Here is a 26,160-nt window from a genome sequence, read left to right as displayed (position 1 = left end):
CGTCTTTCACTCCGTCAGCATCCGCACCTTCACCTTCTTGCCCTTGACCTTGCCGGCATTGAGCCGCTTCACCGCCTCGCGCCCGATGCTGCGCTCCACCGCGATATAGGTCGACATCTCCAGCACATTGATCTTGCCGATCTGCTCCTTGGTGAAGCCGGCATCGCCGGTCAGCGCGCCCAGGATATCGCCGGGGCGGATCTTCTCCTTGCGGCCGCCCAGCATCTGCAAGGTCACCATCGGCGGCAGCAGGCGTTCGTTGCTGGCGGGCCTCAGGTCGGCCAGCGGGTGCCATTCGAATTCGCCGCCGTGGTGCTGCTCCAGGTTGCCCACGCGGCCCATCTCGTCCATGCTGACCAGGCTGAAGGCCCAGCCTTCCTGGTCGGCGCGGCCAGTGCGGCCGATGCGGTGCACGTGGACTTCAGGATCGGGCGTGATCTCGACATTGATCACCGCCTCGAGCTGCGCGATATCCAGCCCGCGCGCGGCCACGTCGGTGGCCACCAGCACCGAGCAGCTGCGGTTGGCAAACTGCACCAGCACCTGGTCGCGCTCGCGCTGCTCCAGCTCGCCGTGCAGCGCCAGCGCCTGGTAGCCCTGCGCGCGCAGCAGTTCCACCAGTTCCCGGCAGCGCGCCTTGGTATTGCAGAACGCCAGCGTGCTGACCGGCCGGAAGTGGTCCAGCAGGCGCCCCACTGCGTTCAGGCGCTCGCCTTCCTCGACTTCATAGAAGCGCTGGCGGATGGTGCTGTTGTCATGCGTAGCCTCCAGCTTGACCGACTGCGGGTTGCGCAGGAAGCGGTGGCTGAGCTTGTCGATGCCGGGCGGATACGTGGCAGAGAACAGCAGCGTCTGCCGGTCCTTCGGGCAACGGCTGGCCACATAGGCGATGTCGTCGAAGAAGCCCATGTCGAGCATGCGGTCGGCCTCGTCCAGCACCAGCGTGTTGATGCCGGACAGGTCCAGGCTGCCGCGGTCGATGTGATCCAGGATGCGTCCGGGCGTGCCCACCACGATATGTGCCCCATGAATCAGGCTGTCGACCTGCGGGCGCATCGGCGAGCCGCCGCACAGCGTCAGCACCTTGATGTTCTCTTCGGCGCGCGCCAGGCGGCGGATTTCCTGCGTGACCTGGTCGGCCAGTTCGCGCGTGGGGCAAAGCACCATCGCCTGTACGTCGAAGCGGCGCGGATCGAGCCGGTGCAGCAGCGCCAGCCCGAAGGCGGCGGTCTTGCCGCTGCCGGTCTTCGCCTGCGCCACCAGGTCCTGGCCCGCCAATGTGATCGGCAGGCTGGCCGCCTGAATCGGCGTCATTTCGTCATAGCCAAGCTGCGCCAGCGTGGCGAGCATGGTGGGCGACAGCGGCAGGGTGGAAAAAGCGGTGCCGGCTTGCGGCTGGGCGGGGGTCGAGTTCATGCGCGATTATAGCGATCCAGGGATGTCGATCCGTCAGTCATCGGCCGGCGGCGTCCAGTCCAGCCGCTCCAGCAGCGCCTGCGCCGCGGCCGGCGCGCGTTCCTTGGCGCCGTTGATAAAGAAGACAAAGACTTCGCGCTTGCGCGCGGCGGGCTTGCGGTCTTCCACCGTCGGCAGGTCGGCTGGCTGGTGGCCCTGCGCCCACGTGCGCACCCGTTCAGCCCACGCATCCAGGTCCCTGGGCGCGTAGCCGGCCTTCAGCTTCTCGCTGCTGGCCATCAGCCGAGCATAGACAAAGTCTGCAGTGAGATCCGCCATCGACGGAAACTTGGGCGAATCGGTAAAGACCGTGGCGGCCTTGTATTTGCGCGCGAGCTTGAGGTAGTCCGGCGCCTGGAAGCTGTCGTGCCGCACCTCCAGCACGTGGCGCAGCTTCACGCCTTCCACCGAGTCCGGCAGCAGCTGCAGGAAGGCCTCGAAGTCTTCCGCATCGAACTGCTTGGTCGGCGCGAACTGCCACACCACCGGACCCAGCTTGCGGCCAAGCTCGGCAATGCCGCTGTCGATAAAGCGTTCGATCGATTCACCGGACTCGGCCAGCACGCGCCGGTTGGTGGCAAACCGCGAGGCCTTCACCGCGAACACGAAATCATCCGGCGTCTCGTCGCGCCATTTGGCGAACGAGGTGCGCTTCTGCGTGCCGTGGTAGGTGCTGTTGATTTCAATCGCGCTGAGGTGGCGGCTGGCATAGGCCAGCTCACGTGCCTGTGCCAGGCCGGCGGGATAGAAGTTGTCGCGCCACGGGGCGAAATTCCAGCCACCGATGCCAACCCGCACCGGCTCGGTGGACGTGGAGGCCTTGCGTGACCTGGCCCTGGATGTGGCCTCAGACGTTGCTGCAGGCTTGGATGCGGCCTTCGCCGCGGTGCGTGCTGCCATGGCGCGATCTCCCGAAACGCGAGACTGGCAGTCTAGCGGGAAACTGCGCCAGACGGTGGCGGCGCAACCGGGCCCCTGGCCAACAAAAAAAGCCGGAAGAGGGCCAGGCCCTCTTCCGGCTTCGTTCCCGGTCCCCCGGAATCAGAACGAGAAATTCACCACGGCGTCGGCGACGTTCACGTCCGCCGGCTTGGTCTGCACCGTACCCGTGGCGCTGGTGGCCTGCACGCTGTACTTGCCCGCGGCGGCGCCGTCCGCTTGCAGCGGAATCGGCAGCGCGGCCTGGTAGGTGCCGATCAGCGGCGCGGCCACCGGCAGTGCCGGTTCGGTTGCAAACATGCTGTAGGCGCCGGTATCGCTGGCGGCAGCCGTCGCCGCAATCTCGAAATTGCCGCCACTGACCAGTTGCAGCGCGCGCAGGGTCGCTTCGGCCGAAGCCGGCGTGACCGTACCCGAAACCCGGCGATAGGTCGACGCCGGCAGCGACATCGGCGCCGCCGCGGTCGAGATCGCCGTGGGCGTGCCCACCACCACTGGCACGCCGCGCACAATGCCCGCCGCCTTGCCATTGGCAGAGCCCGGCACCACCACCACGTCAACCGGGCCGGCCGTGCTGCTCTGCTCGATCGGCGACAGCTTGAAGTTGCCGTTGGCGTCCGCCACCGTCGCCTTCACCACCACGCCGTTGCGCTCGGCATACACGCGCGCACCCGGTGCCCCGCTGACCACGCCGTTCACTTCACCGCTGACGATCGTCGGGATCGCCGTCACCACCGGCTTCAGGCCAAAGGTGCCATTGCCGCGCGTGACCACCGACTTGCACGCGTCAAAGTCCAGCACCAGGTCGGTCAACGTATCCTTTGCCACGGTGAACGGCCGGTTGATCTTGATGCCCGACTGGACCGCGCTGGGCGTGTCCAGCGCCTGCTCAGTGCCGCCGACGGGCACCACCGAGTTGGCCAGCGCACCGGCGCCGCCGCCACGGTTGGCATCGAGCACCAGGCGCACCTGCTGGTAATTGCCGGCAGGCAGTGCGGTCTGGCCCAGCACCGTCAGCACGCCGTTGGTCAGCGACAACAAGTCGATCTTGCGCGCGGGCACGACGTCGATATCGACCCAGCCCCCGGCGCTCGCCTCGGCGCTGGCGCTGCTGTGCACGCGCACCTTGTTGACGGTCACGAAGACATTGTTGAAGCCACAGGCCGGCGCATCGGTCATCGAGACCTTGAGCGTCCCCTGCCCGCCGCCATCATCGCCGCCACCACCACCGCAGGCGGCCAGCGCCAGGGCACCGCTCAGAGCGAGCACGCGCATCGGCGCGGAAGTCAAAGAAAGGACTGACACGATAGGCTCTCCGTTTGGTTTATTTGTGAGTTGATCGGAGGATATGTTGCTAATCGCATAACGGCTGTAAATCTTTGTAATACGTTGTGAAAAAGTCGTTAGCTTGTCTGCATGACTGATCAGCAAGGCTTGACGACAGATGTACTCTCGCCCAAGCCGCCGTCGGATGCGCTGCGGCAAGCGTTCTGCTGCGGCTGCCATCACACTCATGAACGCCCGCATCGGCAATCACCGCTGCGTTGCAACGCCGCTTGTATTGCAACGCATCGGATGAGGCGTCTGATCACGCCGAACCCCCTCCTGCGTGCATTCACGTTACGAATTTCAGATCCACCAGTGCATTCCCGAGCCGGGTAAGCGCACTATCGCGCACCAAATTGGCGCGTTGTGTCGTCAACCTGATCGCATTCGACCGGATTTCGCCTGCCTGCCTCAAGTCGGGCGCACCCGCTCCGTATACAGCGGGATGGAAATCCCACACATAAAACGCCCCCCAACGATTCCCTACGAAGGATCTACCCTGATGTTCATTACCATCCGTGCGCGAATCGTGGCCCTGTGCGTGGCCATCGTCATCGCCGCGCTCGCCATCAATACGGCGCTGAACCAGTTCGTCGCCAACCGCCATAACGAAGACGCCATCGACAGCAGCCTGGCGGCCGTGCAGAGCGGCCACACCAGCGCCATCGTCGACTGGGTGGCCTCGCACAGCCAGATGATCCAGTCGCTGCAGGATACCGTGCTGCAGCCCGAACCCGATGCTGCGCTCAAGCAGGTGGCCGACGCCGGCCGCTTCACCAAGGTCTACGTCGGTTAGGCCGACAAGACCTCCAAATTCTCCGACCCGAAAGGCGTCCCGCCCAGCTACGACCCGACCGCCCGGCCCTGGTACAAGCAGGCCGCAGCAGCCGGCAAGCCGGTGGTTACGCCGCCCTATGTCGCTGCCAGCACCGGCAAGCTGGTGGTGACATTTGCCACGCCCGTGATCCGCGATGGCGAGGTCAAGGCCGTGGTGTCCGGCGATGTGGCAATGGACACCGTGATCGCCAACGTCAAGGCGATCCGCCCTACGCCGGCAAGCTTCGGCATGCTGGTGGCCAGGAACGGCGACATCGTCGCCCACACCGAAGACAAGCTCACGCTCAAGCCGGTGACCGAACTCGTGCCCGCGCTGAACGCCGACAAGCTCGCCGCACTGGCCGGCGCAAGGACGCCGCTGGAAGTCGAAGTCGGCGGCAGCGCCAAGCTGCTCGGCGCGCGCGCCATCCCCGGCACCGACTGGATGGTCATCGTCGCCCTGGACAAGGCCGAGGCCACCGCCGGCATGCGCTCAGTGCTGATCGCATCGGTGATCGCACTGGTACTGATCGCAGGCGTGGCCGCCGCCGTAGTCTGGGGCGTGGCAACGATGTCGCTGCGCGGCCTGTCAACCGTGCGCGATGCCATGGACGCCATCGGCTCCGGCGACGGCGACCTGACCCAGCGCCTGCCCGCCGACGGCAACGACGAAGTCGCGCAGATCGCGCGCGCCTTCAACACCTTTGCCGACAAGCTCTGCACCATCATGCGCCAGATCCGCGACGCCAGCGAATCCGTGCGCGCCGCCTCCGACGAGATCGCCGCGGGCAACGCGGACCTGTCGCGCCGCACCGAATCCGCCGCCGCCAGCCTGCAGCAGACCGCGGCCTCGATGGAAGAAATCACCGCCACCGTCAGCCAGTCTGCCAGCTCTGCCCAGCACGCCAACGAATCCGTCACCGCTGCCTCGCGCGTGGCCGCCGACGGCGGCGTCGTGATCGGCGAAGTGATCACCACCATGGGCCAGATCGTCTCCGACATCATCGGCGTGATCGAAGGCATCGCCTTCCAGACCAACATCCTGGCGCTCAATGCCGCGGTGGAAGCCGCCCGCGCCGGCGACCAGGGCCGCGGCTTCGCCGTCGTGGCGGGCGAAGTGCGCGCCCTGGCCCAGCGCAGCGCCCAGGCCGCCAAGGAAATCAAGACCCTGATCGAATCCACCGTGGACAGCGTCAGCTCCGGCTCCGGCCAGGTCCGCCGCGCCGGCGACACCATGAGCGAGATCGTCAGCAACGTCTCCAAGGTGACCGGCATTATTTCCGAGATCACTCATGCAGCCATGGAACAGACCCGCGGTATTCAAGAGGTGAATATGGCAGTGAGCCAGCTGGATCAGATGGTGCAGCAGAATGCGGCGCTGGTTGAGCAATCCACGGCTGCTGCGGCGGCGCTGCAGACGCAGGCCGGGAGCCTGGCGGGGGCGGTGGGGCAGTTCAGGTTGGGGTGAGATTGGTCTTCCGGGGAACAGCCTCGGGAGCGAGAGCGGCTGGCTGCCGAGCAATAGCCGAATAAGGTGGCATACAACTTTTCTGGCAAAGGGCGCTTCGAGCAGATCAGGCTTTGATAATCGATATCAATCAGTCAGTTCGTATGACGTGCTACGCCCGCCAGCGCCAGACTTTCGCAGCGCCCCCAGCGCCACCAACTCATTGATATCCCGCAGCGCTGTGTCCGGCGAGCACTTGGCAATCGCAGCCCACTTGCTGGACGTGAGCTTGCCATCGAAGCCATCGAGCAGCCGGTTCAGCAGTTTCGTCTGTCGCTCGTTCAGTGGCGTCGCGCCCCAGCGCTGCCAGAAGCGCGCTTTGGCCAGGACTGCGTCCAGCGTGTGCTGTGCATTCTGTAGGGCCCGCAACAGCGCATCAAGGAACCAGGCGAGCCATTCGGTGACGTCCAGCGAGCCCTGCTGCGTACGCTCCAGGATGTCGTAGTAGTCCTTGCGTTCGCGTTGGATCTGCGCGGACAGGCTATAGAACCGCTGAGGGCTACCGTCTGCCCGGGACAACAGCATGTCACCGATTGCCCGTGCGATACGGCCATCGCCGTCGTCGAACCGATGCAGCGTAACGAACCACAGATGCGCCAGGCCGGCCTTCAGTACTGGCGCATCTGCCTGGTCGGTGTTGGCCCAATCGAGAAATCGCGCGACCTCTGGCTCAAGCCTGTCTGCCGGCGGCGCTTCAAAATGGACGCGCTGGCGCCCGTAGGTGCCGGACACGCCCTGCATCGCCCCGCAAGGCCATTCCTACATCGGCAAGGCGGCCCAGGAGCATGCCCTGGGCGCGTGTCACATCAGCCAGCGGCCGAGCCAGCGCTGCCAGGTCGTAGTGGAATTGTGACCAGTCAGGCGATTGCCAGATATAGAGCCATTCTCCGCGTTTCATGCGGAGATTATGGCAACTATCTCCGCATGCGCCAATTATTCACCGCAAATTCCGCGGGGAATATCAATGCAATCTCCGCATACGGCCCACCAAGAGGATCTTTCGACTCTTAATGTGGGCCACCGGGAGGCCCCGAGGCGTGATCCCGCCGCCCACCAATCGCCCCCGACGCCGCCGCGCGCAGAATCCGCTGGAACGTCGGGCACTCCATATGGCTTGGCGCCGGGCAAACCGCCGCATGCCGCAGCCCGTCGCGCATCGCCGTCAGCTTGCGGATGGTCCGGTCCAGCTCATCCGCCTTGGCCGCCAGCACCTGCCGGTCGATGTTCGGCTGGCCCTGTGGCGAGAACATCTGCGCGATGTCATCCAGCGAGAAACCGGCGGCACGCCCCAGTGCAATCAGCGCCAGCCGCTCCAGCACGCCGGCATCGAACACGCGCCGCATCCCGCGCCGGCCGATGGAAGCGATCAGCCCCTTTTCCTCGTAGTACCGCAGCGTCGAGGCCGGCACGCCTGCGTGCCGGGCCACTTCCGCAATATCCAGGCTTGTCACCGCTTGACCTCAAGTCCACTTGAACTGGCACAGTGTAGCTTCCAAGCCAGTACGGCGTGCAAGGGGATATGACCATGGGTGAGCAACAACAGACCAGCATCAACGGCGGCGACCAGGCCGCACTGTGGAACGGCCCGTCTGGCCATGCCTGGGTCGCGGAGCAGGCGGTGCTCGACGACATGCTCCGGCCGCTGGAAAGCCTGCTTGTCGATGCGGTCGGCAAGACCTCGGCACAGCATGTGCTCGATGTCGGCTGCGGCACCGGCAGCACTACGATCGCGCTGGCGCGTAAGCTCGGCGCGCAGGGCAGATGCACCGGCATCGATATTTCCGAGCCGATGCTCGCCGCTGCACGAGCACGCGCGCAACAGGACGGCTCGACCGCCAGCTTTATTCGCGCCGACGCGCAGGATTACGCCTTCGCGCCAGCAAGCTTCGACAGCATCGTGTCGCGCCTGGGCGTGATGTTCTTCAGCGATCCGGTCCGGGCCTTTGCCAACCTGCACCAGGCCGCAACACCGGATGCCACGCTCCAATGCATCGCCTGGCGCAGCGCCGCAGAGAATCCGTTCATGACCACCGCCGAGCGCGCGGCAGCGCCGCTGCTGTCCAACCTGCCGCCGCGGCAGCCGGGTGCGCCGGGGCAGTTCGCCTTCGGCGACCGCCAGCGCGTGCAGGCCATCCTGGAAGAGGGCGGCTGGACCGGGATCAATATCCAGCCGATCGACCTCGTCTGCACGCTGCCGGAGCCTGCGCTGGTGGACTACCTGTCCCGCCTGGGTCCCGTCGGCCTGGCCCTGCGCGAGGCTGATGCAAGCGCACGCGCCAGCGTCATCGAAACCGTCCGCGCAGCATTCGAGCCTTACGTTCATGGCGCAACCGTGCGCTACACCGCTGCCTGCTGGATGATCACCGCCCGGGCTTCGGCTTCATCACTGACGGCCGGGAAGACTGCCCATGCCTGATACAGCGATGGCGCTCCTGCTCAATGCGGTCGTGATCGGCACTGGCGCAACGCTGGTGATGGACGCCTGGGCCATCCTGCGCAAGCGGCTGCTGGGCGTTCCTGCGCTGGACTATGGACTGGTAGGCCGCTGGCTCGCGTGGCTGCCGCGAGGACGCCTTTGCCACCATCCCATCGCGGCATCGCCACCGGTGCGCGGCGAGCGCGGGATCGGCTGGATCGCGCATTACCTGACCGGCATCGTGTTCGCGGCCATCCTGCTGGGGCTATGGGGACTCGACTGGGCGCGTCATCCGACGCTGGCACCCGCGTTGAACGTCGGCATCGGCAGTGTGGCGGCACCGTTCCTGCTGATGCAGCCGGCGATGGGTGCCGGCATCGCCGCGAGCCGCACGCCACGGCCAAATGTGGCACGGGCGCATAGCCTGGTGACGCATGCGGTGTTCGGGCTGGGGCTCTATGTGGCAGGTTGGGTTGTGAGCCTGGTCGCGATCTGACAAACGGGTACAACAGCAGACTGCCGTTGTCCGAACCAGGGAGAGTCAGAGGCCACGCACGCCGCGGCATTTGGGGAACGTGGCGCAGCCCCAAAACGGATTGCCAGCGTTCGCCCTGTTTGGCGATGCGTTGGATCATGGCGCTGCCGCAGCGCGGGTAGCCTGGCACGGCGGCAGGCGGCATCTCAGTTGGCTTCGGCGGCTCCGCGGCGCGTGTCGGCGCGTTCGCGGCGGCAGGCGGCTGTGCGGTCGATCCCGTCGGCGCTGCAGCGCCGACGGGATCGACCAGCACGGTGAGTGCCTGGCCATCGATCTGGCATGTCGCCCCTGCGCACGCGGGGGACGATGGGGAAGGCAAGAAGGTATAGCCGCGGTCTTCCGGATCTGTGGCCTCGGCCACGCATCCGAGGCCGCGCCCAAAGTTTGCTGCACGGTTCTGTGGGATAGCGAACCGTAGATGGATGGCGCCGTACCAGAATAGAAGTCCATCGGCGCCCGCTTCAGCGCCGGACGATCCCCACTATCACGGGGCGACAGGATGACAAGGCTTTCGGGCCGTCTGGCCGCGTGCATTGCGTTCGGTCTTCTGCTGGCTGCCAGTGCGCAGGCGTCGGATATTGCCTGCAAGACCACGCTGCGTCCTTCCCGCTGCGACGATCCGCTCGCCGCCGGCACGTCCTGCCAGCAGTCAGTGCCGCACGCCGCCGACCTGATCTGCGATCACGCGATGCTCCAGCGCGAACACGAGCGCATCCATGCGGACCAGCAGCGCCGGCTGCGCGCCGGTGCGATCCATGGGAGGGACATCGCCGCCTGGCGGGAGCGCCGGGACGCCTGCACGTCGGTGACATGCCTGGACAGGGTCTTTGCCAGCTGGCGCCGGCAGCCAGGCAAGAAACCGCCGCAGGCTGCCGCGCCGCAACCAACGCCGCCGGCGGCGCGGGCGCGGGAGGTGTCGAGGAACAAGCAATCTGCGGTCACGGTCGAGGCCTCGCGGCCAGCCGTCGCGCCACCTCCAGCAACTCAACCAGTAGCGGAGCAGCCTCCAGCCCTGCCATCGGCAGAGCCATTAGCCGAACCGGGAATGCAAGCGCCCCCTGTCGTGATCCAAAGAGCCTCCGGCCCGACGCCCCAGCAGGCGTCCATCCGTCCGACGCTGGCGTCGCAATCACGCGGTTGGACATCGCTGGGCACGCTGGCGTGGCTGGGCATGTGCAGCGCGGGCGTCGCCTGCTGGTCCCGGCGTACGCGCGGCGAGTGGCTGCCGGGGGTCACCCGCCTGCGCGAGCGGACACGGGATGCGCCGCCCATCGTGCTTGTGGTGAGCGGACTGCTCGCTTTGAACGGAGTGCTGCTGTTGTGCGTCCTGGCGGGGAGCCGGCCATTGTCGTGAGCTCACGCCGTCGCCGGGCGCCTCATTCCGGCAGCGGGTACTTCCTGGCGTTCATCTCCATCTTGGCGCGGATCGCCGCGTCCAGATCCACGCCCAGCGCCGTCACCAGTTGCGCCAGGTAGATGGTGATATCGGCAAGCTCCTGCTCCACATGGTCGCGCTCGTCGGTAGACATGATGGCGCGCGATTCCGCATCGGTCTGCCACTGGAAGATCTCGACCAACTCGGACACCTCCACGCTCAGCGCCATCGCGAGGTTCTTGGGGCTGTGGTACTTGCCCCAGTTTCGGGCCTTGCCGAAGTCCTGGGCAGCTTGCTGGAGGTTCTTGATGTCGATCAGGGGCATGGTGGTGTGACGAAAGCGGTTCACTGCGCCCCGGCATACGCCGGCGCAAAACGCAGATTTAATCACGACCCGGCCGCCCTCGACACCCGGGCCGCCTGAGGCTTACCCTTCGCTTGTGCATCCACCGTCTCAACGGAGGTTCCCCATGCGCCCGACTCCCGGCATGGCGATTGCCACGCTCGCCGGCACGCTCGCCTACCTGGCCATCGCCATCGCAGGTTGGGGCGGCATCGCCCCCTTTTTCGCGCACCCGGCGCGCGTGGCCCTGACCCTGGTCCTGTTCGCCCTGTCCGTCGCTGCACTCTTCTCCGGCGGCAACATCAGCAGCGGCATGCGCGAGGACCGCGGCAACCGCTGGGTGTTGGCAGTCTTTGGCGTGCTCGGGCTGCTGGCGGCGTACCTGCCGCCCTTTACCGACCGCATCGGCTTCTGGACGCTCGATGGCGACACCATGCGCTGGATCGGCGTGGCGCTGTTTGCCGGCGGCGGCGTGCTGCGGCTGTGGCCGGTGTTTGTGCTGGGGCGGCGCTTCAGCGGGCTGGTGGCAATCCAGCCGGGTCATACGCTGGTGACCACCGGGATCTATAGCGTGATCCGGCATCCGAGCTACCTCGGCTTCCTGGTCAGTTCGCTGGGATGGGTACTGGCGTTCCGCTCCGGCGTGGGCGTGTTGCTCACGCTGCTGATGGTGCCAGTGCTGCTGGCGCGCATCCGGGCGGAAGAAGCGCTGCTGCGCGACCAGTTTGGCGACGAGTACGCGTCGTACTGCGACCGGACCTGGCGGATGCTGCCAGGCATCTACTGATCGCGGCGCAGCGGCGCCCCACGCACTTGGCCGATCAAATTGCCAGCCATCAAGGGTTATCCCTAGTCCTTCATTCCCATTTTCCGGGACTCTAGGTTTTGATTTCTGGGAATCAGGTCCTATTCTTGGGCCCTATGTTGAATGCCGTCGACAACCCCACCGCCGTGAAGCCCGCGACACCCACGCCTGCCGAACCCGGCCAGCCCGCGGGCGGTGCCGATCGCGTGCTGTTCGTGCTGGCGGCGCTGGCGCAGCACGGCGCGCCAATCACGGTGCGCGAGCTGGTTGCCAAGACCGGCCTGCCCAAGAGCACGCTCTACCGGCAGCTGATGATGCTCAAGCGCTGGGGCTTTGTGCTGGAGTCCGACGGCGAATACGCGCCGGGCCCGATCAGCCTGCAACTGGCGCTTGGCTTTGACATGGCCTCGCACCTGGCGCGCGAAGCCTTGCCCGACATGCAGCTGCTGGCGCAGCAGTCCGATGAAAGCGTAGGCCTGGTCGTCGCCGTCAAGGATCACGCGGTGTGCCTGGAGATGGTGGAGAGCCGCCAGTCGCTGCGCTGCTCATTCGAGAAAGGCCGCGGCGTGCCGCTGCGCGCCGGTGCGTCGGCCAAGTCGCTGCTTGCATTCATGCGCGATGAAGCGCGCGAGCGCCTGGTCCGGGCCCAGTGCGAGCCAGGCGAAGCCGAACGGCTGCTGGCCGAGCTGACCGCCATTCGCGAGACCGGCTACGCCGTCAGTGAGGGCGAGGTAGATCCGGGCGTGTGGGGCGTGAGCGCGCCGCTCTTCTCGCGGCGCAGCAAGGCCGATGCGCTGGGCTCCATCACGCTGATGGTGCCGGCCACGCGGCGGCAAGGGCGCGAGACCGCGCTGATCGACATGACCGTGGCAGCGGCGATGCGGATTTCCGCCCGGCTGCAGTCTTACTGAATACCAAGCAAATCGTTACCGCCGCCGTCGGCACACCCATGCGACGGCAGATCCCTCGTTCCCGAGAATAGGAGACTTCCATGAACCTTCGTCGCAAATGCCTGATGGCCGGCCTGGCAACCCTGACCGCCCTGACCCTCGGCACCGCCGCGCACGCGCAGGACAATGCCGTGCTGCGCGTGGCCACCGACGCCACCTTCCCGCCGATGGAATTTATCGAGAACGGCAAGCGCACCGGCTTTGACGTGGAACTGGTGGAGGCCATGGCCAAGACAATGGGCAAGCGGGTCGAATGGACCGACATCGACTTCAAGGGCCTGATCCCGGGGCTGGTCTCGCGCCGCTTCGACATGGCAGTGTCCGGCATCTACATCACCCCCGAGCGCAGCAAGGTGGTGGACTTCACCGAGCCGTACTACACCGGCGGCCTGGTAGCGCTGGTCAAGAGCGGCAACACCACCGTCCACGCCCCGGCCGACCTGAACGGCAAGAAGGTCAGCGTGCAGGTGGGCACCAAGTCGGTTAGCTTCCTGCGTGACACGTACCCGCAGGTGCAGCGTGTGGAAGTCGAGAAGAACCAGGAAATGTTCAACCTGGTCGAGATCGGCCGCGCCGATGCCGCCGTGACCGGCAAGCCGGCCGCGATGCAATACGTCAAGACGCGCGGCGGCCTGCGCATGGTGGAGCAGCCGCTGACCACCGAGGAATACGGCATGGCCGTGCGCAAGGACACGCCCGAGCTGACCCGCGCCCTCAATGCCGCACTCGCCAAGGTGAAGGCCGATGGCACCTATGCCAAGCTGACCCAGAAATGGTTCGGCACGGCCGCCAAGTAAGCCGCGCGGATCATCATCATGGAATTGGATTTTTCTCCTGTCTTTGCCGGCTGGCATGACATCCTCCACGGCGCCGTTATCACCGTGGAGGTGACGGCCTGCGCGCTGGTGCTGGGCTGCGTCATGGGCCTCTTGGTCGGCATCGGCCGGCTGGACCCGAATCGCCGCCTCATCTACAGCATCTGCACGGCCTACGTGACCTTCATCCGCGGCACGCCGCTGCTGGTGCAGTTGTTCCTGCTGTTCTTCGGGCTGCCGCAGTTCAACATCCTGCTGCCCGCCTTTGTGTGCGGCGTGATCGGGCTGGGCATCTATTCCGGCGCGTATGTGTCGGAGATCGTGCGCGGCGCCATCCAGTCCGTGGACAAGGGCCAGATGGAAGCCGCCCGCTCGATCGGCATGTCTTCCGGCCAGGCCATGCGCGCGGTGATCCTGCCGCAGGCCATCGTGCGGATGATTCCGCCGCTGGGCAATGAGTTCATCGCCCTCATCAAGAACTCGGCACTGGTGTCGCTGCTGACCATTGCCGACCTGATGCACGAGGGCCAGAAGATCATCAGCGTGTCGTACCGGTCGCTGGAAGTCTATCTGGCGATCGCGCTGGTTTATCTGATCCTGACGAGCGCGGCCGGGCTGATCCTGCGGCGCGCCGAACAACGGCTGCGCATGGGAGGCATGGTGCAATGAGCGATTCCGCAATCATCCGGATTCGGAACCTGGGCAAATCGTTCGGCGGCCATACCGTCTTGCGCAGCATCGACTTCGATGTGGAGCCGTCGCAGGTCGTGGTTGTGATCGGCCCCAGCGGCTCGGGCAAGAGCACCTTCCTGCGCTGCTGCAACGGCCTGGAACAACCCGAGGCCGGCACCATCGACATCGTCGGCAAGCGCCTGGTGACCGACGGCCAGCTGATCGGCGAGCACGAGCTGAACCAGCTGCGCACCGAAGTGGGCATGGTGTTCCAGTCGTTCAACCTGTTCCCGCACCTGTCGGTGCTGCACAACGTCACGGTCGGTCCCCGCATGCTGCGCGGAGCCTCGCGCGAGGAAGCCGAGCGCAAGGCGATGGGCCTGCTTGAGAAAGTAGGCCTTGCGCACAAGGCCCACGCCATGCCCGCCAGCCTGTCCGGCGGCCAGAAGCAGCGCGTGGCCATTGCCCGTGCGCTGGCCATGGAGCCGCGTGTGATGCTGTTCGACGAGCCGACCTCCGCGCTCGACCCCGAGCTGGTGGGCGAAGTGCTGCAGGTGATGAAGGTGCTGGCCGCCGAAGGCATGACCATGGTCGTGGTCACCCATGAAATGGGCTTCGCCCGCGAAGTGGCCGATGTGGTCGTCGTCATGGATGGTGGCGGCATCATCGAGGCCGGGCCGCCGTCGGTCATCTTCTCGGCGCCGACGCAGGAACGCACGCGCGGCTTCCTGCAGGCCGTGCTGACGCGGGCGTGACGATGGCTGGGACCCAGAACCTCTGGCAGGGCCGTATCGACGACGGTGAGCGTGGCGACACCGCGCGCCTGTTCCGCATCGTGCATGCGCTGGAAGCGGCAGGCGTGACGCCCCTCAACGGCGCGCCGGTGTTGCTCGGCTTCAATTGCGACGCCGGCGTGCTGCGCAACCAGGGCCGTCCCGGCGCCGCGCACGGCCCCGACGCCATCCGCCAGGCGCTGGCCAACGTGCCGGCGCACGGGCTGGCCGTGTTATACGACGCCGGCAATGTCAGCTGTGACGACGGCGACCTGGAGTCCGCCCAGCTGGCGCTGGCGGGCACCGTGCGCGGCGTGCTGGCGCGCGGCGGGCTGCCGCTGGTGCTGGGCGGCGGCCATGAAGTGGCTTGGGGCACGTGGCAAGGCCTGCGCGCGCACCTGGATGCGCAGGACGATGGCGGACGCGTGCTCATCATCAATATCGACGCCCACTTCGACCTGCGCACCAGCCGGCCCGCCAGCTCCGGCACGCCGTTCGACCAGATCGCCAACGCCTGCGCCGAGCGCGGGCAGCCGTTCGACTATATCTGCCTGGGCGTGAGCCGCCTCAGCAACACGCCGGCGCTCTTCAGGCGCGCCGACGCGCTGGGCGCCAGCTACGTGGAAGACGTGGACATGCAGGAGCGCCACCTCGATTCGCGTCTCGCGGAACTGGCGGCGCGCATTGATGCCACCGACCACCTGTACCTGACCATCGACCTCGACGCGCTGCCGGCGGCCGTGATGCCGGGCGTGTCGGCACCTGCCGCCTATGGCGTGCCGTTGCCGGTGGTCGAGGAAGTGGCCTTGCTTGCCCGCCGCAGCGGCAAGCTGCGCGTGGCCGACCTGGCGGAGTACAACCCGCAGTACGACCGCGACCACCAGGGCGCGCGCGTGGCGGCGCGCCTGGCCTGGCGCCTGTTCGGCTGACCACGTCCCCCCCCGCTCCGCAGTTGGCAACCGCGGCGCCCGGCGATAGTATTTCCTTCGCTAGATTGAGCGATTCTGATCAGAATTGATAAAGCGATGCGAGGGCAGTCCTGCGCTGGCGCGGCCGCCTTGCCGCGCCCCCGGGCCGCCCGTCGCCGCTTACGGGCGGAAGGGTCTGCGTGATCGAACAAATCGTCATCGTCGGCCTTGGCTGCATCGGCCAGGCCGTGCTGCCACTGCTCGAACGAACCTGGCCGCGGCCCCCGATTGCCGTGGTCGACCGGGTGCTGGACGGCGGCCGCCGGAAACTGGCCGCCAGGCACAAGCTGGATGCCATCGAGTCCACCATCACGGTCGACAAGACGCCCGGATTTATGCAACAACGCCCCCTTTAGCCTACAGACGGATATCAACGGAAGTTGGCGTGGCGAACAGCTTGGGTTCCTTGCCGAGCGGAAACCCGATCACGTACAGGACGTTAGCTGGCATTGGCCTGTCCGGGTCCGAGCTTCCCTTCAGCAGCACTTGGCGCTCGGCATAGCAGAGCGAAACGCCAAGGGTCTTGAGCACATCGATGTTGGCTTGCATCGTGTCCGACGCCTCGCGCTTCTCTGCTTCGGTATAGGCGTCCAGGGCATCGCGGTAGTTGCGGAAATATTCCATCAGTGCGGCGAAGCGTTTGTCCGCTTCGCCGCCCATTTCGAAGGCCAGCTCCGACATGTCCATCGTGCTGGTCTGCGCCAGCTCCGCCAACTGCTTACCCGTGGTCAGCCGAATCGCCGCGAAGGTGACGTGCTCGAGGTCGAACTGTTCCTGCGCTGCCTTGAGTTCGTCTTCTGGTGGAATCGCGAACGGCTTGTTAAGCGTGTCGATGTCCAGGAAATCGAACGCGCTGGCCAGCGCCCGGCAGGTGTCGGGGCCGGCGGGCCAGCCTTGCTCGACGCGCTGAACGGTTCGCACGTTGAGCCCGGCGATCACGGCCAACTGCTCTTGAGTCCATTGCCGGGCATCGCGGAACACCTTGATGCAGACAGCCAGCTCGGCGGGGGTCAGCAGGCGTACTAGTGGCGTGTTTTCCGTCGTATTCATTTCGTTGCTCCTTCGTTATCGACTGACGTGGCCAGCCGTGCTGGCCACGCCATTGCGCATGGCATGGCCGCACCTGGCGAGGGGCCAGAACGCAAGCAAGAATCCGACAGCGGCCAGCACTGCCACATAGTGAGCCGGCGCCATTGCGTCGTGCTGCAGCCACAGCGTGAGAATCATCGGCGTGAGGCCGCCAAAAACTGCGTAAGACATGTTGTAGGCGAACGAGAGACCGGTGAACCGCACTGGTGCCGGAAAGGCGCGCACGCCGGCAATCGGCACGGTGGCGATGGTGCCGACGAACAGACCCAGCAGTCCGTAGTGCCAGAACAGCGTGCCAGGCGTGCCGGGCAGGCTGCCGTAGAAGAGGTAAGCGGTCATGAGAAGTCCGCCCCAGCCGATCAGCATGACGGCACGGGTGCCGATGCGGTCGCATGCCCACCCGACAATCACGCAGCCGATGGTCAGCGTGAGGGTGGCGAACGCATTGGTCTCGAGCGCGAGCGCAGCGGGTATGTGGTGGATCTTCTGCAGGTAGGCTGGCGTGTAAAGCACCACCACGACGATGGAGGTCGAAAGTACCCAGGTCAGCAGTGCGACGAATAGACTGGCCGAGCGGTGCTCGCGCAGCACGGTGCGGATCGGCAGTTCGCGCGCCAGATTGCTGCGGTCAGCCAGCTCGCGGAACACGGGGGTCTCGTGCAGAAACCGGCGCAGGTACACCGACACCAGTCCGAACACGCCGCCCAGAAGGAAGGGAATGCGCCAGGCGAAATCGCTCACCTGTTCAGGCGTGTAGTGTCGATTGATGGCGACCGCAACGAGCGAACCCAGCAGGATGCCACCCGTGATGCCCGAGGTCAGGGTCCCGATGCCGAAACCGTAGTGCCGGCTCGGCACGTGTTCGCCGACAAACACCCAGGCACCGGGCATCTCGCCCCCAATGGCCGCGCCCTGCAGCACCCGCATCGCCAGCAGCAGCAGCGGCGCCACGACGCCGATGCTGGCGTAGGTGGGCAGCAGGCCGATCATCAGCGTGGGCGCTGCCATCAGCAAGATCGACAGCGTGAACATGCGCTTGCGGCCAAGCCGGTCACCAAAGTGCGCGATCACGATGCCGCCAAGCGGGCGTGCCATATAGCCGGCGGCGAAAATGCCGAACGCCTGCAGTTGTCGCAGCCAATCAGGCATGTTGGGCGGGAAGAATAGCGCGCCCAGCACCGTGACGACGAAGACGTAGATGACGAAGTCATAGAATTCGAGCGTGCCGCCGAGGGCGGCAAGACCCAAGGTCTTGTAGTCGCGAGCAGCCAGCGTGCGCGCCGGTGCGGGTAAGACGCCGCCCGGTACGCTCAGGGGATTCACATGGGGTTCCTGTTGTGGATTCATGTTCAGGTCTCTTTGCATAGTGGTATGTACACCGTCGGTCAGAGCCCGGCTTCGTGTGGGTCTGGCGGGCCCGCCACAATGGGCGATCCGGTTCGCTCAGCGGTCCGCTCAGTCGACTTTCGAGCCATTGACCCACGCCAGACTTGTGTACTCACGTAACCACCGCGTCGACCGAACGTACCTGTTCACAGGTCATCCATCGCCAGTGCTTGCCCGTCTGCGCTTCGGTTACGCGAATTTAGCCAGGCACCAGCCAGCACACCCGCAAGCAGCGTCGCTGTCGCGAGAATTTCCATGCGATGGGCGGGATGCCAGACCATCGCCGCGAGGACACCGAGAATCACCACGACGACCGACCACGTCAACCACGGGTAGCCCCACATACGCAGCGGCAGCTCTGCCGCGCGTCGTTCCAGTACTGCGCGCATGCGCAGCTGCGATACTGCGATCACGAGGTAGACCAGAAGCGCCACGGCGCCAGAGGTAGCCAGCAGGAACGCGAAGACGCGTTCTGGCATAAGGTAGTTCGCCAGCACGCACACGAAAGCGAATGCGGTGGACACCAGTACCGCGGCGCGCGGCGTGCCACACGCAGCAGTCCGGCTTAGGCCGCTCGGGGCATCGCCCCGCGTCGACAGCGAGAACAGCATGCGCGAGGCGGTGTAGAGCGCCGAGTTCAGGCAGCTCATTACCGCTGTCAGAACGATGACGTCGACGATCGCCTTGGCGTGCGGCACGCCGAGGATCTCCAGCGCGCGCTGGTACGCCCCATGGGTGACGAGCAGCGGGTCATTCCACGGCACCAGTGCAACAACAATGAAGATCGAGCCCAGGTAGAACAGCGAAATGCGCCACACCACCGAGCGCGTCGCGCGCACGATTTGCCGGGCCGGGTGTTCCGCTTCGGCCGCCGCAATGGTGACGATCTCCGCCCCCATGAATGCGAACATCGTTGTCAGGACGACAGCGATGACAGCATGTGCGCCATTCGGCATGAACCCACCATAGTCAACCAGCCGCGCCACGCCCGATACCTGAGCCCCCGGAAGCAAACCCAGCACCGCCAGACCGCCTACGGCAATGAACGCCACGATGGCGACCACCTTGATGAGCGCGAACCAGAATTCGAACTCACCATAGTTCCTGACCGAGAACAGATTGGTGCCGGTCAGCGCGAGCGTGATCGCCAGCGCAAACGTCCACTGGGGTATGGCGGGCAACCAGGCGCTCAGAATGGCCGCCGCCGCAGTCGCTTCAATCGGGATCACGAGGACCCAGAACCACCAGTACAGCCAGCCAATCGTGAAACCGGCCCAATGTCCGATGGCGCCGTCCGCGTAGGTCGAAAACGATCCGGTATCCGGCTGTGCCACAGCCATCTCGCCCAGCATGCGCATGACCAGCACCACCAGCAGCCCAGACATGGCATAGGCCAGCAGCGCGGCCGGGCCGGCCTCGGCGATAGCTCGCCCGGAGCCTACAAACAGTCCGGCGCCGATGACGCCTGCAATCGAAACCATCGTGACGTGACGCGCCTTGAGTCCATGGCTCAGCCCTTTCCCTGACGGGTTCATGTCTCTCTCCTAGGTAAAGCGCGACCTATATGAGCCGCTACGCTGGTGCTCCTATGACATGGAAATTGACCGCCGCTGGCGTTCCAGCAAGCCGCGGTCGTCTGACCCCAAATGCGGCATGCCGCATCGCATTGACGCGAACAACGGGGTTCTGCAGATTGCCCACTCGATCAATCGACGATCGAGCCACTGGACTGTGCCAGCCGGGCGTACTCGCCTAACGACCGCGTTGGCCGGAAGTACCGGTCACGAAGAATCGGCCTCTTGAGCGGCCCAACGATGGATGCCAGGTCGGACAGCTTCACATGGCCCAGTTCGGGCATGCCGATACCCACGTCGCACAGACCGTAGGCGGTGTCACCGTCGGCCGGGTCGAGCGCGGCCAGTAGCCAGGTCGCATGCGCATCGGGGGTAAACAGCCGCACCACGGGCAGTGGATCCCTGGCCTTTCCGGTTGCATATGCGTGGCCGTTTGCGAGCAGCTGCTCGCGTTGTTCGGCGGTGATGAGAGGTTGGATCATGTTCGTTGCCTCCTGAAAGGTTCACTCCACGGCAGAGCGAGACGATATTGGGCGCACGCCCAAAGCCCGGTGTCCACACGCCGGCCCCGTCCGGAGCGGGAGCGGGCCGGGGTTGACGGCTAGCGGCGTGCGCTAGCGTTGAGCACTTTTCCGCAGGGGCGTAAATCGTCGTGGCCGTGCACGAATCCGAGGAAAAGGAAGAGCCCTGTCGGGCGCGCGCGGGAGCACCAAGCCGCGTCCGTGCACTCAAGTAGGTGCTGCACTGTAAGCATTCACATCCGAAGAGCTCGCCTTGGGAAGCCATAGCAGGTCGCCGCGAAAAATGGCGGGCGCCCGCGCAGCGTTTGGCGAACTCGCTGCGTCGCAAAGCTCACTGCGCCTCGGCGCATGATCCGTTGGCGTAGCGAGATGCATCCGAGCAGCGGCCGCCGCCGACGAACAACTTCACCGCACTGACGTCATTTCTCATCGAGAGATCAGTGTAGAAGCATATTTTCGAGATGTAAAGTCTGTAGATTTATAAACTGTAGATTCTATCTCTGTAGATTCATCAGATTCTTAAGGTGATGCTCTCGCTCCATGGACGAGACCATCAATTCTGCCCAGCGCACAATACGGGCGCACTTGGCTGCTAATGTGAAAGCCTTACGCGGCAAGCAGGGGGTATCGCAGGAGGCTCTGGCCAGCCGCGCAGGCTTGCATCGCACCTACATCAGTCAGGTGGAGCGCGAAATCGTTAATGTCTCTCTCGACAACTTGGTCCTGCTTGCTAGCGCGCTTGGCGTGGCGGTTGGGGAATTGTTCGTGGAACCGACGGAGCCGGTGGTACCGCTGAAGCCGGGCCGCAAGCGTTCGGTGTCTACTGGCAAGTAGCGGTGCCCCAGCCGGATTAAGGTGAACGTGCCAATGGAACTGTTCAAAAGTCCAATCACGCCACGCAGAAGGGGCAATGTGCCTACGGCTCCACCCCGGAAGGGGCAAGTGGTAAAGGGCCCTCTAGGCCGGGTCAGCCTTTGGGTCAGCGCATTCCCTCGGCCAGCGGGGCGTCTCGCCGTCCCACCTTGCCAGTTGAGAACGGTTCTGAGAGAGCAGATGCGCTCAGCGTGCGGGATGCCCCGCACCGTATGTCAGCAACTCTGGGTGCAACGGGTTGATCTGCCGATCAGGTAAGGGCAAGACGGTCGCGAGTTTGATGCGCCTGCCGGCGTCAAGCCAATCGGGTGGCGCATGCTGACAAATCGTAGCGCAGCCAGGCTGGACGATGCGATCCAACTGATCGACTGGAACCGGGCGCACTGGGAAACAGAGACGCTGTTCAACATCTTGAAGAACGCCTGCCGCGTTGAAGCGCTCCAGTTGTCGGCGGCCGCCGTGAACGACGGGCCTGGGACGAGGACTAACGTATTGGTGTAAGCAACGCAGGCGCTCCGAACCCAACCAGCCTCGCATTGCTGCGCTCAAAGAACCCATCCCAGAACGTTCTAAGGGCCTCGATGCTCTGTGGCGAACGATACGAGGCAGCAGCACTCCGCGCCCCCTTCGGTTCCGGAACAATCCCAGCGCCCATCACATAGACTGAAGCCCCACCAAAGTCAGCACGCACATTCACCTTCTCGACTTTGCGCAACTCTTGCGCGGCGTCGATCTGCCGCATACGTTCCTGGCTATAGAAACTCGAGATCGACGAGTTCTCCAGCATGTCCGACACGATTAGCACCGTCTTCTGCTGCGCTGCTGTATCTCGTACCGCCTGGGATACAGCAGCAATGCTTGCCAATACGTCGGAGCGGGCCAACGCTTCGCTGCTGCCCTGCAGGGCTTCCCGCACCGATTCAGCCACCAGCTTCGTGCCATACGCATATTGCGACTTCAGGCATGCATCGAAGTTCTTCAGCGTCTTGACCGCAGTGGCATCGCGCAGCGACTGGTCGACCAGCGGTGCCTCCAGCGTTCCGGCGGCCCGCTGCTGCAAGTAGCGCCCTTGTGCATAGGCCGAGAAGCTGTATACGCGGAATGTTGTGCCCGGCCGCAGCAAGCCCTGCAGATGCCGGCCCAGCTCCGAAACCAGTTTGTCGTCCAGCACCGTGGTCTGGTCGATCATCAGAAACAGCGCGCGCTGCGCCGCTGTCGGCGAGCCGAGCTGATTGGCGACGTAGCAGCTGGGTATTTCCGGTGCGGCGAACGCGGGCCCGCAGAGCATTGTGGTGGCCACAGCCAACCACGCTGCGCAGCGCTTGCCGAAACCGGCGGCTCGCCAGTCTGACACGGGCCGGCCGGCAGGCGTACTTGCCATATCAGAGCAGGGCTTCCAGGCGCGCACGTTCAGCCTCCTTGTCCTGTTCTTCCTCGGCCTTGCGGGCTTGTTCCGCGGCAAGCCGCGCTGCTTCCTGCGCTGCCTTGCGCTCGGCAAGCTGCGCCGTGACGTCATTGCGCACACTGTCCGGCAGGCTCTGCAGCAGTGCAACGGCATCCGCCTTTCGGCCGGCAGCCGTCATCGCATCGATACGTGCAAGCACGCTCGCGGTGTCGGTCGCGGGCAGGCTCTCCACAACCGGGGCGATGTCTGCCTGCGAAACATTGCGGGCAGCCGCTACGCGCGTGCGCGACTCCCTCGCCTCCATCAGGTAGTCGTCAAAGGCGTGTTCCAGCCGGAGCCCGTCATTGGCGCGCCGTTCGCTCATCTTTTGCTGCAGGGTCTGCAGCTTCGACTGAGCCACCTGCATCAGCGGCGTAAAGAAGGCCAGGTAGTCGTCATAGGTAGAGAACCCACGCGTACCGCGATAAGCGGCCTTGCTTTCCTTCCCGGCGAACCCCCACTTGTAGCCGCCGGCAATACCGACCAGCTGCGTGATGGCAAAGATGAACGCCAGCATCAGGAAGGCCGCGAGGCCTTCATCGGCATAGGCGGCGTGGCCGTCGGCCTTGGCCTTGTCGTCTGCCTTCTGTTGCTCCTGGGCAAGCTCCGCGGGCAGCGCCTGGCCAAGCTTGTCAAACGGATTGCCGGCACCTGGCCCTTCCGCAACCAACGCGGTTTGTGCAGTACGCTCCGTCTCCAGGTGCTTGACGCGCATCACTGTCGAAACGATCGACACAAACACGATAATGACCACCGCCACCCCCACCATGAAATAGCTGCGGCTGGTTCCGACACGATTCACGCTTTGCTTGTACTCGGGCTCAGCGTCATCCTTGTCTTGCGGGTCATTCAGCTTGATGTTGTGGCTGGCAAACTTGCCCGGCTGCCCCTCGCCGCGCCACTCCGAGTCCGCCTTGGCGATCAGGTTGCTGCGATAGAGCTGGTGGCCGGCACTGTGCATCACGAACACGAAGATGACGCACAGTACGAACACGATTGCCCACATCAGCAACTGGCGCGCGTTTTCGCTGCCGCCTTCGCCTGCCATCCACGTGCCCAGCATGTATGAGAAGCCCAGGCCTTCGGCAAGCACCAGCACGCAAAGCAGACCCATCATCCATCCTGGCGTCGGCGAGCGCCCCAGGTCGTGCGCCTTGGATAGATAGGTTAGCCGCTTGTTGAACTCGTCCTCAGTGGTGAAATGGATGAACTGCTTGTAGTCATCGCACAGCGTGCGCTCGGACAACGTCCAGGACTTGTCTTTGGCAAAGCGTGTGGTGTCGCGGGACAGCCGTGCGATCTTGCCGATCAACGGCAAGCTGTACCAAAGGTTCATCAATGCAAAGTCGATCCGAAACTTGTTGCCGAGATACACAATCAGCAACACGGCAAGCGCGAGCGCAGAATTCAGCGCCGCAAGGTTCTCGTTGATCCAGTGACTCATCGTATTATTCTTTTCTCGTTGTTGATCAGATCTTGCCGCCGCCTGCCATCCGCGGGCTGAATGCAGCAGAGTAGCTATTGCCGTCCTTGTCGTAGCGCAGCCACGACCCCCGCGCCTGGTCCGGCGTGGCGTGCGGGATCACGATATCGAGGCATTGCAGCGGCGCCTTGTTGACAAAGACGCGGTAGAGCAGGCCCTTGTCGCCACGATAGGTATTCACCTGTGCCTCGGTGCGCAAGTCGGCGACTTGCCCGGCATCGTGGTAGTCGCGATATACAAGCACTTCGGGGCTGCGCGCCGGCGCACCGCCATCGCGCAACACCGCTACACCTTTCAGTGCCACGAGATGGCCGTTGACGGTATCGGTCCAGATTGTGTTGTACAGGCCAGGCATGTAATCGGCTGTCCGATAGGCCTTGTCGTCGCTTAGCGATTTCACGGCACGCGCCTCACGCGGCCGGTCCTGGTCGCAACGGGCCAGCGGCGTGTCCGCTACAGCGGACGAGATCAAGGCAAAGCCGGTGGGCCGATCAAGCTTGCCGAGATCCGGCACCATCACGCTGCGCGCCGAAGGCGTGCCACCAAAGTCGATCGACGGGGCGCTGACGGTACGTATCTGTGTCACGGTGCTTTGCTTCTGCGCCGGGGCAGGCGAGGCAGCAGCGGAAGCGGACGTGACGGGTCGGTCGCCAGCCGGTACCTTCACTGCATCGCTGCGCGCGTCGCTTTGGCGCGGCGACGCTGCAGAAGCCGTACGCACGGGCGACTGTGTTTTAGGCCGGTCTCCGGCACGGGCGGTCGTTGCCGATTTCTTCTGCGCGGCGCCATTCGCCTCACCGCTGTCCCTGCCGGATTGCGTCCTGTCAGCGGCAGACTCGCGATAGAACGCCACGTTGGGTCTGCGAGCGGCAAGAAACTTTGCAAAGGCCGATTCGTCGGTCACATCCACGATCTCGACACGACGATTCTTCGCCCGCCCCGTCTCGTCGCGGTTGTCCGCCAGCGGCATCGTTTCACCCGCGCCCTGATAGTAGAGCTGCGACTCCGTCACGCCCGCATCGCGGAACAGTGCAGCGACGGCACGCGCACGCTGCTCCGACAGCTCTGCGTTCAGCCTGGAGCTGCCTGTATCGTCGGTATGCCCGATCAGCAGGATGCGCCGCGACTTCAGTGCCTCAACCGCCTGCCGTTCTTGTGCCGTGGATTTCGGGCCAAGCATCCTGGCCTGCGCCGCATAAGCGTACTGCTGGGCGATCTCCGTGAAGGCGACACGGGCGTCCGGCGCCAACACGCTGGATCCGGAAGCAAACTGAGAACTGCCGCCAGTGCCAGCGTCTCGTACCGACACAGACATGCCCAGACCGCCCTGTTCGCGGTCGCGTGTTGCAGGCGCCAACGCACTGCCGTCCGCGGCGATGTCGACCACAGTGACATCCAACCCGTGCTTCTTTGCAATGCGCGACAACTCGCAACGGCGGCGGTCCATGTCCGCCCCGATCAGCCCGCCAAGCGCCGCACCCACACCCGCGCCGAGCAGCGTACCGACCTTCTTGTTGCTAGACACAACATTGCCCAGGACCGCGCCGGCGATGACACCCGCCGCGATCCCGATATTGCGGGCATTGTTTGAGCAAGGATCGTCACTGGCGAACGTTTCCTTCAGATACGCGCCCGGAGCGGTGGCACATCCGGTGACCATCGAACATGCAACCGCAAGGCTGGTCCATCGCCACACGCCGCTTGCAGCAGGCCTCGCTGCCTTCCCTATTGCGCGTCGTGACGCGCCGACCGTTGTCTTATTCTCGTTGTGCATCGACCTGTGTTTCCTGAAACGCCCGGCCATGTCCAACGACAGGCGCAATGGCACGCCACACCAGTATCGGCAGCGATTGCGGAAACTTTAGGGGCGGATGCACCTGCGAACGCGACGGGTGCGTTATCCGAGAACATGGGAAGGGCGGTGACCCGGCGGCCAATGGTAGTGATCGGCCTGGCTTGTGCCAACCCTCCTCGGGCCATGCTTCGGTGGGGTTGGAATGAACTCAATGCGAAGCCTGTGTGGGATCCAATTGCTGGGGCTCACTCCATGCAGGCACGGCTTCGCTCTACTTGGTGATATATGCGGTGGTCTGAG

General features: G+C 64.9%; 23 protein-coding genes and 3 pseudogenes. 13 read left to right on the top strand and 13 right to left on the bottom strand.

The annotated features are described in order from the left end of the window. Window positions 1-6: 6 nt before the first annotated feature. From dbpA to AC3WL8_RS10080, 3 genes are all read right to left on the bottom strand, one after another. The gene (gene dbpA / locus AC3WL8_RS10090; RefSeq protein WP_013955154.1) at window positions 7-1,416 is read right to left on the bottom strand and encodes an ATP-dependent RNA helicase DbpA; all 1,410 of its coding nucleotides are present in this window, start codon (window positions 1,414-1,416) and stop codon (window positions 7-9) included. Between the two features lie 33 nt (window positions 1,417-1,449). Continuing rightward, the gene (locus tag AC3WL8_RS10085; RefSeq protein ID WP_492378231.1) at window positions 1,450-2,355 is read right to left on the bottom strand and encodes a DUF72 domain-containing protein; all 906 of its coding nucleotides are present in this window, start codon (window positions 2,353-2,355) and stop codon (window positions 1,450-1,452) included. A gap of 141 nt (window positions 2,356-2,496) precedes the next feature. Then, on the bottom strand, window positions 2,497-3,669 hold the full coding sequence (locus AC3WL8_RS10080) for a DUF4382 domain-containing protein (protein WP_211982074.1): 1,173 nt from the start codon (window positions 3,667-3,669) through the stop codon (window positions 2,497-2,499). A gap of 553 nt (window positions 3,670-4,222) precedes the next feature. On the opposite strand from AC3WL8_RS10080, the pseudogene AC3WL8_RS10075 reads away from it, so the two are divergent. Next, window positions 4,223-6,004: pseudogene (locus tag AC3WL8_RS10075) on the top strand (methyl-accepting chemotaxis protein). Between the two features lie 126 nt (window positions 6,005-6,130). Here the strand turns inward: AC3WL8_RS10075 and AC3WL8_RS10070 are convergent. Further along, a pseudogene (locus AC3WL8_RS10070) lies at window positions 6,131-6,941 on the bottom strand (Fic family protein). Between the two features lie 109 nt (window positions 6,942-7,050). Beyond that, a complete protein-coding gene (locus AC3WL8_RS10065) occupies window positions 7,051-7,494 on the bottom strand; it encodes a helix-turn-helix domain-containing protein (protein WP_211980499.1) in 444 nt (147 codons plus the stop codon). A 74-nt stretch (window positions 7,495-7,568) separates the two neighbouring features. On the opposite strand from AC3WL8_RS10065, the gene AC3WL8_RS10060 reads away from it, so the two are divergent. The 3 genes from AC3WL8_RS10060 (at window position 7,569) to AC3WL8_RS10050 (ending at window position 10,348) form a co-directional block, all read left to right on the top strand. Next, on the top strand, window positions 7,569-8,459 hold the full coding sequence (locus tag AC3WL8_RS10060; protein WP_211980498.1) for a class I SAM-dependent methyltransferase: 891 nt from the start codon (window positions 7,569-7,571) through the stop codon (window positions 8,457-8,459). After that, window positions 8,452-8,955 (top strand): DUF2938 domain-containing protein, encoded by a 504-nt coding sequence (locus AC3WL8_RS10055; protein ID WP_211980497.1) that lies wholly within the window; start codon window positions 8,452-8,454, stop codon window positions 8,953-8,955. Before AC3WL8_RS10060 ends, AC3WL8_RS10055 begins: the two co-directional genes overlap by 8 nt. A 538-nt stretch (window positions 8,956-9,493) precedes the next feature. Further along, window positions 9,494-10,348, top strand: coding sequence for a hypothetical protein (locus AC3WL8_RS10050; protein ID WP_492378230.1), 855 nt, complete (start codon window positions 9,494-9,496; stop codon window positions 10,346-10,348). Between the two features lie 22 nt (window positions 10,349-10,370). On the opposite strand, the gene AC3WL8_RS10045 is transcribed toward AC3WL8_RS10050, so the two are convergent. Then, window positions 10,371-10,694: a nucleotide pyrophosphohydrolase gene (locus AC3WL8_RS10045; protein WP_013955146.1), complete on the bottom strand. Its 324-nt coding sequence runs from the start codon at window positions 10,692-10,694 to the stop codon at window positions 10,371-10,373. Window positions 10,695-10,839: 145 nt separating this feature from the next. Here AC3WL8_RS10045 and AC3WL8_RS10040 point away from each other — a divergent pair, with 145 nt between their 5' ends. From AC3WL8_RS10040 to AC3WL8_RS10010, 7 genes are all read left to right on the top strand, one after another. Continuing rightward, a complete protein-coding gene (locus tag AC3WL8_RS10040; protein ID WP_013955145.1) occupies window positions 10,840-11,499 on the top strand; it encodes a methyltransferase family protein in 660 nt (219 codons plus the stop codon). A 134-nt stretch (window positions 11,500-11,633) separates the two neighbouring features. Further along, window positions 11,634-12,428, top strand: coding sequence for an IclR family transcriptional regulator (locus AC3WL8_RS10035; protein ID WP_035828185.1), 795 nt, complete (start codon window positions 11,634-11,636; stop codon window positions 12,426-12,428). An 80-nt stretch (window positions 12,429-12,508) separates the two neighbouring features. After that, window positions 12,509-13,264, top strand: a complete 756-nt coding sequence (locus tag AC3WL8_RS10030) for a glutamine ABC transporter substrate-binding protein (RefSeq protein WP_013955143.1) — start codon at window positions 12,509-12,511, stop codon at window positions 13,262-13,264. 18 nt (window positions 13,265-13,282) lie between these two features. Then, the gene (locus tag AC3WL8_RS10025) at window positions 13,283-13,951 is read left to right on the top strand and encodes an amino acid ABC transporter permease (protein ID WP_492378229.1); all 669 of its coding nucleotides are present in this window, start codon (window positions 13,283-13,285) and stop codon (window positions 13,949-13,951) included. After that, window positions 13,948-14,709 (top strand): amino acid ABC transporter ATP-binding protein, encoded by a 762-nt coding sequence (locus tag AC3WL8_RS10020; RefSeq protein ID WP_492378228.1) that lies wholly within the window; start codon window positions 13,948-13,950, stop codon window positions 14,707-14,709. The genes AC3WL8_RS10025 and AC3WL8_RS10020 overlap by 4 nt, the downstream gene beginning before the upstream one ends. A gap of 2 nt (window positions 14,710-14,711) precedes the next feature. Beyond that, window positions 14,712-15,656, top strand: coding sequence for a formimidoylglutamase (hutG, locus tag AC3WL8_RS10015; RefSeq protein WP_492378227.1), 945 nt, complete (start codon window positions 14,712-14,714; stop codon window positions 15,654-15,656). 179 nt (window positions 15,657-15,835) lie between these two features. Then, a complete protein-coding gene (locus AC3WL8_RS10010) occupies window positions 15,836-16,051 on the top strand; it encodes a saccharopine dehydrogenase NADP-binding domain-containing protein (protein ID WP_035828191.1) in 216 nt (71 codons plus the stop codon). 1 nt (window position 16,052) lies between these two features. On the opposite strand, the gene AC3WL8_RS10005 is transcribed toward AC3WL8_RS10010, so the two are convergent. The 4 genes from AC3WL8_RS10005 to AC3WL8_RS09990 all read right to left on the bottom strand — a co-directional run bounded on the left by AC3WL8_RS10005 (window position 16,053) and on the right by AC3WL8_RS09990 (window position 20,226). Further along, window positions 16,053-16,745: a helix-turn-helix domain-containing protein gene (locus AC3WL8_RS10005; RefSeq protein WP_492378226.1), complete on the bottom strand. Its 693-nt coding sequence runs from the start codon at window positions 16,743-16,745 to the stop codon at window positions 16,053-16,055. 15 nt (window positions 16,746-16,760) lie between these two features. Continuing rightward, window positions 16,761-18,131: an MFS transporter gene (locus AC3WL8_RS10000; RefSeq protein ID WP_492378225.1), complete on the bottom strand. Its 1,371-nt coding sequence runs from the start codon at window positions 18,129-18,131 to the stop codon at window positions 16,761-16,763. A 185-nt stretch (window positions 18,132-18,316) separates the two neighbouring features. Continuing rightward, window positions 18,317-19,705: a GABA permease gene (gabP, locus tag AC3WL8_RS09995; RefSeq protein WP_492378224.1), complete on the bottom strand. Its 1,389-nt coding sequence runs from the start codon at window positions 19,703-19,705 to the stop codon at window positions 18,317-18,319. A 170-nt stretch (window positions 19,706-19,875) separates the two neighbouring features. Then, window positions 19,876-20,226, bottom strand: a complete 351-nt coding sequence (locus AC3WL8_RS09990) for a DUF2958 domain-containing protein (protein ID WP_013955135.1) — start codon at window positions 20,224-20,226, stop codon at window positions 19,876-19,878. 579 nt (window positions 20,227-20,805) lie between these two features. On the opposite strand from AC3WL8_RS09990, the gene AC3WL8_RS09985 reads away from it, so the two are divergent. Together AC3WL8_RS09985 and AC3WL8_RS09980 are read left to right on the top strand one after the other, a co-directional pair. Continuing rightward, a complete protein-coding gene (locus tag AC3WL8_RS09985) occupies window positions 20,806-21,099 on the top strand; it encodes a helix-turn-helix domain-containing protein (RefSeq protein WP_492378223.1) in 294 nt (97 codons plus the stop codon). A gap of 243 nt (window positions 21,100-21,342) precedes the next feature. Next, window positions 21,343-21,591: pseudogene (locus AC3WL8_RS09980) on the top strand (IS4 family transposase); the annotation flags it as partial. Window positions 21,592-21,622: 31 nt separating this feature from the next. Here the strand turns inward: AC3WL8_RS09980 and AC3WL8_RS09975 are convergent. Genes AC3WL8_RS09975 through AC3WL8_RS09965 form a run of 3 tightly spaced genes read right to left on the bottom strand, consistent with a single transcriptional unit; the run spans window position 21,623 to window position 25,839 of the window. Continuing rightward, entirely contained in the window at window positions 21,623-22,546 is a 924-nt protein-coding gene (locus AC3WL8_RS09975) for a hypothetical protein (protein WP_492378222.1), read from the bottom strand. Then, window positions 22,521-24,026 (bottom strand): hypothetical protein, encoded by a 1,506-nt coding sequence (locus tag AC3WL8_RS09970; RefSeq protein WP_492378221.1) that lies wholly within the window; start codon window positions 24,024-24,026, stop codon window positions 22,521-22,523. Before AC3WL8_RS09970 ends, AC3WL8_RS09975 begins: the two co-directional genes overlap by 26 nt. Window positions 24,027-24,051: 25 nt before the next feature. Beyond that, entirely contained in the window at window positions 24,052-25,839 is a 1,788-nt protein-coding gene (locus AC3WL8_RS09965) for an OmpA family protein (RefSeq protein WP_492378220.1), read from the bottom strand. Between the last annotated feature and the right edge of the window lie 321 nt (window positions 25,840-26,160).

The organism is Cupriavidus sp. FW305-F7, assembly GCF_058782875.1.
Note: the sequence above shows the minus strand (reverse complement) of the source record. Positions and strands in the feature narration are given on the sequence as shown.

Bases quoted from the DNA above. Each gene is read 5' to 3' on its own strand.
- hutG (WP_492378227.1), top strand. From the start codon at position 14,712: ATGGCTGGGACCCAGAACCTCTGGCAGGGCCGTATCGACGACGGTGAG.
- AC3WL8_RS10085 (WP_492378231.1), bottom strand. From the start codon at position 2,355: ATGGCAGCACGCACCGCGGCGAAGGCCGCATCCAAGCCTGCAGCAACG.
- AC3WL8_RS10045 (WP_013955146.1), bottom strand. From the start codon at position 10,694: ATGCCCCTGATCGACATCAAGAACCTCCAGCAAGCTGCCCAGGACTTC.
- AC3WL8_RS10030 (WP_013955143.1), top strand. From the start codon at position 12,509: ATGAACCTTCGTCGCAAATGCCTGATGGCCGGCCTGGCAACCCTGACC.
- AC3WL8_RS10005 (WP_492378226.1), bottom strand. From the start codon at position 16,745: ATGAATACGACGGAAAACACGCCACTAGTACGCCTGCTGACCCCCGCC.
- AC3WL8_RS10040 (WP_013955145.1), top strand. From the start codon at position 10,840: ATGCGCCCGACTCCCGGCATGGCGATTGCCACGCTCGCCGGCACGCTC.
- AC3WL8_RS10000 (WP_492378225.1), bottom strand. From the start codon at position 18,131: ATGAATCCACAACAGGAACCCCATGTGAATCCCCTGAGCGTACCGGGC.
- AC3WL8_RS10050 (WP_492378230.1), top strand. From the start codon at position 9,494: ATGACAAGGCTTTCGGGCCGTCTGGCCGCGTGCATTGCGTTCGGTCTT.
- AC3WL8_RS10020 (WP_492378228.1), top strand. From the start codon at position 13,948: ATGAGCGATTCCGCAATCATCCGGATTCGGAACCTGGGCAAATCGTTC.
- AC3WL8_RS09990 (WP_013955135.1), bottom strand. From the start codon at position 20,226: ATGATCCAACCTCTCATCACCGCCGAACAACGCGAGCAGCTGCTCGCA.
- AC3WL8_RS10055 (WP_211980497.1), top strand. From the start codon at position 8,452: ATGCCTGATACAGCGATGGCGCTCCTGCTCAATGCGGTCGTGATCGGC.
- gabP (WP_492378224.1), bottom strand. From the start codon at position 19,705: ATGAACCCGTCAGGGAAAGGGCTGAGCCATGGACTCAAGGCGCGTCAC.
- AC3WL8_RS10080 (WP_211982074.1), bottom strand. From the start codon at position 3,669: ATGCGCGTGCTCGCTCTGAGCGGTGCCCTGGCGCTGGCCGCCTGCGGT.
- dbpA (WP_013955154.1), bottom strand. From the start codon at position 1,416: ATGAACTCGACCCCCGCCCAGCCGCAAGCCGGCACCGCTTTTTCCACC.
- AC3WL8_RS10025 (WP_492378229.1), top strand. From the start codon at position 13,283: ATGGAATTGGATTTTTCTCCTGTCTTTGCCGGCTGGCATGACATCCTC.
- AC3WL8_RS10060 (WP_211980498.1), top strand. From the start codon at position 7,569: ATGGGTGAGCAACAACAGACCAGCATCAACGGCGGCGACCAGGCCGCA.
- AC3WL8_RS10035 (WP_035828185.1), top strand. From the start codon at position 11,634: ATGTTGAATGCCGTCGACAACCCCACCGCCGTGAAGCCCGCGACACCC.
- AC3WL8_RS09965 (WP_492378220.1), bottom strand. From the start codon at position 25,839: ATGCACAACGAGAATAAGACAACGGTCGGCGCGTCACGACGCGCAATA.
- AC3WL8_RS09970 (WP_492378221.1), bottom strand. From the start codon at position 24,026: ATGAGTCACTGGATCAACGAGAACCTTGCGGCGCTGAATTCTGCGCTC.
- AC3WL8_RS09985 (WP_492378223.1), top strand. From the start codon at position 20,806: ATGGACGAGACCATCAATTCTGCCCAGCGCACAATACGGGCGCACTTG.